General features: G+C 47.1%; 1 protein-coding gene. It reads right to left on the bottom strand.

Annotated elements, in window-relative coordinates; genetic code table 11:
• Nucleotides 1-682: IclR family transcriptional regulator (locus tag AB4512_RS22090; protein WP_372175686.1), on the bottom strand; the 682-nt coding region annotated here is incomplete at its 3' end.
• Between the last annotated feature and the right edge of the window lie 48 nt (nt 683-730).

Genomic DNA, 730 nt, shown 5'->3' with positions numbered 1-730 from the left:
GCGCTTGTATCGCTAGGCCTAGGTTTGATTGACCTGTTGGTGATGGGATCAGCACTGCGATACAGACTAAGCCTGGTAAAAACTCTTCGTCATCAATAGCAAAACCTTGGATTTTCGCTTCTTCAATGTCTTTCTCTAGAGTCGAATAGTCGGTAATCGTGTTTACTGTGTATTGAGTCAGCGGCACGTTTTCAATCAGTCTTCTGCGCTGCGACTTAGACATATGAGCTAAAAACAGTTTTCCAGTAGCCGAGCAGTGCACGGGAACGCGAGAGCCGGGGTGCAGGTGAAAGCGAAGGGGAGCTTCAGTTTCGGCACGATCGAGATAGATGATTTCACCACTTGAAAGAGCCGTCAGGTTACAACTCTCACCGACTTCTGCTCTTAGATTTTCAAGGATGGTGCGTCGCGCGCTGTGCATGGTGCTATTCAAAAGTAGGTTTTCGGCAAGTTTTCTTAGTCGAATGCCTGAGCTGTAGTGCTTTTCGTCGCCATCTCTTTGAATGATGCCCGCGGCTTCTAATTGCTGAAGCATTCGGTGCAGCGTGGGTTTTGGTAATCCGGTCTCTTCGACTAAACCTTGAAGAGAAATAAACTCGTCTTTTTGCGCTATCACCTCTAATAGTGCAAAAAGTCGGAGGGTCGGTGTATCCCCTTGAACTTGCGGTGTTTCTGTTTGCATACAGTGATTCATCCTTGCGATATGTCTATGCCTAAGAGTGTACATACC

This window comes from Vibrio sp. 10N.222.52.B7, from assembly GCF_041474275.1.
Taxonomy (GTDB): domain Bacteria; phylum Pseudomonadota; class Gammaproteobacteria; order Enterobacterales; family Vibrionaceae; genus Vibrio; species Vibrio crassostreae_C.
The sequence above is the reverse complement of the archived record's forward strand: the minus strand, read 5'-3'. Positions and strand labels throughout refer to the sequence as shown.